The sequence below is a fragment of the Exiguobacterium sp. genome (assembly GCF_020832205.1).
In the GTDB taxonomy this organism is placed as follows: domain Bacteria; phylum Bacillota; class Bacilli; order Exiguobacteriales; family Exiguobacteriaceae; genus Exiguobacterium.
Genome location: NZ_JAFIFD010000033.1, coordinates 209,735 through 215,734, shown reverse-complemented (window position 1 = coordinate 215,734; position 6,000 = coordinate 209,735). Strand labels below are relative to the sequence as shown.

General features: G+C 55.6%; 6 protein-coding genes and 1 other RNA gene. 1 reads left to right on the top strand and 6 read right to left on the bottom strand.

Going from position 1 to position 6,000, the window contains the following annotated elements; all coding sequences use genetic code 11:
• Window positions 1-201: 201 nt before the first annotated feature.
• From JJU47_RS08555 to cymR, 4 genes are read right to left on the bottom strand one after another with little or no spacing between them, the layout of a single operon-like run.
• Window positions 202-867 (bottom strand): tetratricopeptide repeat protein, encoded by a 666-nt coding sequence (locus JJU47_RS08555; RefSeq protein ID WP_228618236.1) that lies wholly within the window; start codon window positions 865-867, stop codon window positions 202-204.
• Between the two features lie 4 nt (window positions 868-871).
• Window positions 872-1,993 (bottom strand): tRNA 2-thiouridine(34) synthase MnmA, encoded by a 1,122-nt coding sequence (mnmA, locus tag JJU47_RS08550; protein ID WP_228618234.1) that lies wholly within the window; start codon window positions 1,991-1,993, stop codon window positions 872-874.
• Window positions 1,990-3,129 (bottom strand): cysteine desulfurase family protein, encoded by a 1,140-nt coding sequence (locus JJU47_RS08545; RefSeq protein WP_228618232.1) that lies wholly within the window; start codon window positions 3,127-3,129, stop codon window positions 1,990-1,992. Before JJU47_RS08545 ends, mnmA begins: the two co-directional genes overlap by 4 nt.
• Before the next feature lie 17 nt (window positions 3,130-3,146).
• Window positions 3,147-3,554: a cysteine metabolism transcriptional regulator CymR gene (cymR, locus tag JJU47_RS08540; RefSeq protein ID WP_024369905.1), complete on the bottom strand. Its 408-nt coding sequence runs from the start codon at window positions 3,552-3,554 to the stop codon at window positions 3,147-3,149.
• 60 nt (window positions 3,555-3,614) lie between these two features.
• Between cymR and JJU47_RS08535 the strand changes: the two genes are divergently transcribed.
• A complete protein-coding gene (locus JJU47_RS08535) occupies window positions 3,615-4,922 on the top strand; it encodes a replication-associated recombination protein A (protein ID WP_228618230.1) in 1,308 nt (435 codons plus the stop codon).
• 24 nt (window positions 4,923-4,946) lie between these two features.
• On the opposite strand, the gene JJU47_RS08530 is transcribed toward JJU47_RS08535, so the two are convergent.
• Both JJU47_RS08530 and ssrS read right to left on the bottom strand, forming a co-directional pair.
• The gene (locus JJU47_RS08530) at window positions 4,947-5,714 is read right to left on the bottom strand and encodes a tRNA threonylcarbamoyladenosine dehydratase (protein ID WP_228618228.1); all 768 of its coding nucleotides are present in this window, start codon (window positions 5,712-5,714) and stop codon (window positions 4,947-4,949) included.
• A gap of 95 nt (window positions 5,715-5,809) precedes the next feature.
• A non-coding RNA gene (gene ssrS / locus JJU47_RS08525) (6S RNA) lies at window positions 5,810-5,996 on the bottom strand.
• Window positions 5,997-6,000: the final 4 nt, after the last annotated feature.

Here is a 6,000-nt window from a genome sequence, read left to right as displayed (position 1 = left end):
CGGTGCGACTTCCCTCATCTTGATGGACGGTGTCCGCCGAGCTCGATCAGGAAAGCGTGTCGTGTGGAGCTATCTCGCGTTCGCCTGCACGTTTTTGTTGACGATTTTGAACGTGTTCGTCTGGTTCGCCGGGGAAATCGTTTCCTGACGTCGACGAAAACAAAGCGCCTCTCGCAAATTCGCGAGAGGCGCTTTTCGTAGTCAGTTTCCGAGCAACTCGTCCATTTTCGCTTTCGCGTCGTATGCGAGTGCGTGGTCCGGTTGCAGTTCGAGCACACGTTCGAGCTCGGCGTACGTCTTGTCTTGTTCCCCGAGGAACGCGTAAGCGATTGCCAAGTTGTAGCGTGCGTCCGTATGCGACGCGTCGAGGTCGAGCGTCATCTCAAGTGCCTCGACGGCCAAGTCGAGCTGTTCGTTTTGCGCGAGCGCGAGCCCGTACTGGAACGAGATCTCGACGTCTTCCGGCGATTGCTCTTGCGCTTCCCGGAGGCGAGGCAAGGCACGGACGAAGTCGCCCATCGCTTTGTACGTCAACCCGAGCATGAAGTGCAAGTCCGCATCGTTCATCCCGGCGAGAAGCGCCTGACGAAGCGAAGCCTCGGCCAAGTCGAGCTGCTCGAGCTCATAGGCGAGCGCTCCTTTCGCATAGTGGGCCGCACCGAACGCGCTGTCGAGTTCGAGCGCTTTATCGTAAAAGACGACAGCCCGATCGTGGTCCCCGATCGCTTGAAGGAGCGTCCCCATATTGACGTAACCTGTCGGGTCCGACGAGTCAGCTTCGATTGCGGCGTTAAAATGTTTGGCCGCTTGTTCAAACTCGCCTTGTTGCATCGCTTGGATGCCTAATTCGTTTGCGTTCACAGTCATCACCTCATCCGATATAGTCGAGTCGTTTTCCGTTTCGATACGCTTCGTCAATCGTCGCCCCGCCGAGGCAAGTGTCGCCGTCATAAAAGACGACGGCTTGTCCTGGCGTGATGGCGCGTTGCGGCTCATCAAACTTGACGAGCACTTCCCCGTTCTCAAGCGGTGCGATCGTCACCGGCACGTCTTGTTGACGGTACCGGAACTTCGCCGTCGCCCGGAACTCACCCTCAGGCGCGGCACCTGTCCACGATAGTTTCGAGGCGAGCAGCGCGTCTGAATAGAGCGCATCGTGATGGAACCCTTGTCCGACGTAAAGAATGTTTGCTTCCACGTTCTTTCCGACGACAAACCATGGGTCCCCGTCGCCGCCGATGCCGAGACCATGGCGTTGACCGAGCGTATAATACATAAGCCCGTCGTGGCGTCCTTTGACGACACCGTCAAGCGTCTGCATGGCACCTGGCTGTGACGGCAAATATTCCGAGAGGAACTCTTTGAAGTTCCGCTCCCCGATGAAGCAAATCCCTGTCGAGTCTTTCTTCTTCGCCGTCGCGAGACCGGCCGCTTCGGCGATGACACGGACGTCTTTTTTGTCCATATGCCCGATCGGGAACATCGTCCGCGCGAGCTGGTCTTGCGACAGTTGGTTCAAGAAGTACGTCTGGTCTTTATTGTCATCTTTTCCGCGGAGAAGCCGGTGCTCTCCGTCGACGTAATCGACGCGTGCGTAATGTCCGGTCGCGACGAAGTCGGCACCGAGACGAAGCGCATGGTCGAGGAACGCTTTAAATTTGATTTCCTTGTTGCACATGACGTCCGGGTTCGGCGTCCGTCCGAGACGGTACTCGGCCAAGAAATATTCGAACACGCGGTCCCAATATTCTTTCTCGAAATTGACCGCGTAATAAGGGATGCCGATTTGGTTCGCAACGGCGATGACGTCTTCATAGTCTTCCGTCGCCGTACACACACCGTTTTCGTCCGTGTCATCCCAGTTTTTCATAAAGATCCCGATGACGTTATACCCTTGTTCTTTCAAGAGATGGGCCGTCACCGATGAATCGACGCCGCCTGACATCCCGACGACAACCGTCGTGTCTGCAGGGGCTTTTGTACGTAAGTTCATTTTCTCACTCCGTTCGTGAATGTCGAGACGACTTCAGAAAGCCGTTCGGCGAGCCGCTCCACGTCTTCGACCGAGTTGCCGAGTCCGAAACTGATGCGGACCGACTGATGCGTGCGGTCCGAGGACCCGAACATCGCCGTCAATACGTGCGACGGTTCGATCGACCCGGCCGTGCAGGCGCTCCCGCTCGAGATGGCGACACCGCGCATGTCCATCATGATGAGGAACGGTTCGAGCTCGATGCCCGGAAGATACAAGTTGACGATGTGGGGCAAACGATTCGCCCCGTTCACTTCAAACTCGACCCCGAGTGCATCAAGACGACCGCATAACGCGTCCGCCAACGCTTCATAAGTCACGACCCGCTCTGTCCGTTCGGCCATGACGAGTTCAGCCGCTGTTTTAAATCCGACGGCACCTGGAACGTTTTCCGTGCCGGCTCGACGTTTCCGTTCTTGTTGGCCACCAAAAGAACGCGTCGCTAATTTTACACCTGTTTTTATAAAAAGAAAACCGATACCTTTCGGCCCGTTGATTTTATGGGCCGATGCCGACAACAAATCGACACCGAGCACCTTGACGTCAATCGCTTCCGTCCCGAGCGCTTGGACCGCGTCCGTGTGGAAGAGCGCTTGGTGGCCGCTGAGCACTTCACCGATTTCGGCGATCGGCTGAAGGGTGCCGACCTCATTGTTCCCATACATGACCGAGACGAGAATCGTATCATCCCGGAGCGCGGCACGAACGGATTCAAGCGTCACCGTTCCCGTCGCGTCGACATCGAGATAGGTCACTTCGAACCCGTCCCGCTCGAGTTGCTCCATCGCGTGCAGGACGGCATGGTGCTCGACTTTCGTCGTAATCACATGTTTCCCTTTATGTTGATTCGCGTACGCCGCGCCGAACAACGCGTAGTTGTCAGACTCGGTGCCGCCCGACGTGAACACGATCTCGTTCGGCGTCGCCCCGACGAACCGGGCCAGTGACCGACGGGCCTCATCGAGCGCGGCCCGGGCAGTCCGTCCGATGGCGTGGATGCTCGACGGGTTCCCGTACTGTTCTAAAAAGTATGGCGTCATCGCCTCGAGCACTTCTTTGCGCATCGGGGTCGTGGCGGCATGATCAAAATAGTTCATCTTCGTTCACCTCGTCCTTAAATGTAAAACATGTAGCCGTTCGTGTCTTCTTCGGCCAAATCGGCGAGTGTCGTCTCATCGAGCACCGTCTCAATCGCCACTTTGATTTTATCCCACAGCTTCCGCTTCACCGCATCGTCTGCTTCTGAGTCTTCGACAATCGTGAGCGGTCCTTCGAGCAAACGGATGATTTCTCCGGCCGTGATATCCTCGGCCGGCTTGACGAGCTGGTAGCCCCCATATGCACCGCGGACGCTCTTGACGAGGCCGCCGTTCCGGAGCGGACCGATCAACTGTTCTAAATAATGCTCCGGCAATTCGTGACGGGCTGCAATTTTCTTCAAGCTGAGTGGCTTGTTGTCGGTCTCACGGGCAAGGGCGATCATGATCGTTAGTCCGTAGCGACCTTTTGTAGATATTTTCATCTTCATGTCTCCTTCTGTTATACTGTTCGAACAAACGTTTGTCGAAAGGAATGTGTACGTATGAGTGATTTATTTCAGCAATCGAATGGCGGTCCGCTTGCCAACCGGCTACGCCCCGAGACGTTAGACGAAGTCATCGGTCAACGGCACATTATCGGTGAAGGGAAATTGCTTCGCCGCGCCATCGAGGCCGATCGGCTCGGCACGATCATTCTTTACGGACCGCCGGGAACGGGCAAGACGACGCTCGCCCGGGTCATCTCGAACTATACGAAAGCGACGTTCGTCCAGCTGAACGCCGTCACGGCGAAACTCGACGAACTGCGCAGCGTCATCCGCGAAGCCGAATCGCGTTACGACTTCGAGAATGAGCGGACGATTTTGTTTTTAGACGAGATTCATCGCTTCAATAAGTTGCAACAAGACGCCCTGCTACCGGCACTAGAAGCCGGAAAGCTCATCTTGATCGGGGCGACTACCGAAAATCCAAGTTTCGAAGTGAACGCGGCGTTGTTGTCGCGTGCGACCGTATTTCGGCTCGAACCGCCAGGATCAGACGAACTTCGCGTCGTCCTCGAACGGGCGCTTACCGACAAAAGAGGGTTCGGCAACTATCCCGTTCAAATCGACGAGGCGGCTGTTGACCATTATATCAAAATGGCGGACGGTGACTATCGTGTGCTGTTGAACGGACTCGAACTCGCCGTCTTGACGACACCCGAAATCGATGGGGTCATTCATCTCACGCTTGAAGTCGCCGAAGAATCGGTGCAACAAAAAGCGATCAAATACGATAAGACCGGGGACCGGCACTATGACGTCATCTCGGCGTTCATCAAGTCGATTCGTGGCTCGGACCCGGACGCGGCGTTATATTGGCTTGCCGTCATGATCGAGGCCGGAGAATCGCCGCGCTTCATCATGCGCCGGCTTTACGTCCATGCGGCCGAAGACATCGGTATGAGCGACCCGAACGCCCTCGTCATCGTCGATGCGGCGGCGCGGGCGAGTGAATATATCGGTTTCCCTGAGGCGCGCATCCCGATTGCCGAGGCCGTGCTTTACTTGGCGACGGCACCGAAGTCGAACGCGGTCATCACCGCCATCGACAAGGCGCTACATCACGTCCGGACGGTCGAAGGCGGGCCTGTTCCCGTCCATCTCCGGGATGCCCATAGCCCTGGGGCCCGTGAACTCGGGAACGGCGCCGGTTACAAGTATCCGCACGATGAGAAAGACGGGTTCGTCGCCCAAAACTACTGGCCGGAAAACTTGGCCCGAAAACGTCCGAATTATTATACACCGACATCCCGCGGCTTCGAGCAACAAGTACAAAAGCGGCTCGAGTATTGGGAAAAACGACGCTGACTCACTCGAGTCGGCGTCGTTTTATCATTTTTGGATACGATTGATCTCGACACCGGCTGTCTCGAGCATTTCATTGATGACGTAACCGGCTGCGACGAGGCCAGCAACCGACGGGACGAACGCGTTCGAGCTCGGCGGCATCTTCGCTTTGCGGATCGGAGCGTCTTTTTTCCCGACGACCTCGTTCACGTCTTCGCGCGTCACGATCGGTGACTCGTCCGAGAACACGACCGGCACTCCTTTATAGATGTTCTCTTTCCGCAGACGGGTCCGGACCATCTTCGCGATCGGGTCGTACGACGTATCTTTGATGTCGATGACTTGAATGCGTGTCGGATCCATCTTGTTGGCCATTCCCATGCTCGAGATGACCGGGATACCGCGGCGCTTACACTCGACGATCAAATGAATCTTGTAAATGATCGTGTCCGAGGCGTCGATGACAAAGTCGATGTTTTGGGCAAAGAACTCCTCGAACGTCTCTTCTGTATAAAACATCTTCAATTTGACGAGCTCGAGATCGGGGTTGATATCAAGCAGACGTGTCCCCATCGCTTCAACTTTCGGTTGCCCGACCGTTGACAGGAGCGCATGGATTTGGCGGTTGACGTTTGTAATGTCGATGTCGTCTTTATCGACAAGGACGATCCGTCCGACGCCGCTCCGCGCGAGCGCTTCGGCTGCGAATGAGCCGACACCGCCGACTCCAAGAATGGCGACCGTCTTCCCTTTCAATGTTTCTATACCTTCTTGACCGATGGCTAACTCATTACGTGAAAATTGGTGTAACATACTCTTCCTCCACTTTATCTCTATTTCTCGCACTATTTTACTCGGAATTATAATCAAAAAAAAGACGTCTAGCGACGTTTTTACAAATAAAATCGATGGGGCCCGGAGTGCCGTGACGATGCCCTGCTTTTGAACCTGCTTAAGCAGGTGGGTGACCTAGCGTCCCCTTCACAAGTCCTCCTGCACGTGATGAGGCAGTTGATCTGGATAGCAGTTCGGTCTCCCGTATTCAAAGTGTTGGCTCAAAATAACGAAGGCGGCTCTCGTACACCTCAGGTATCCCATC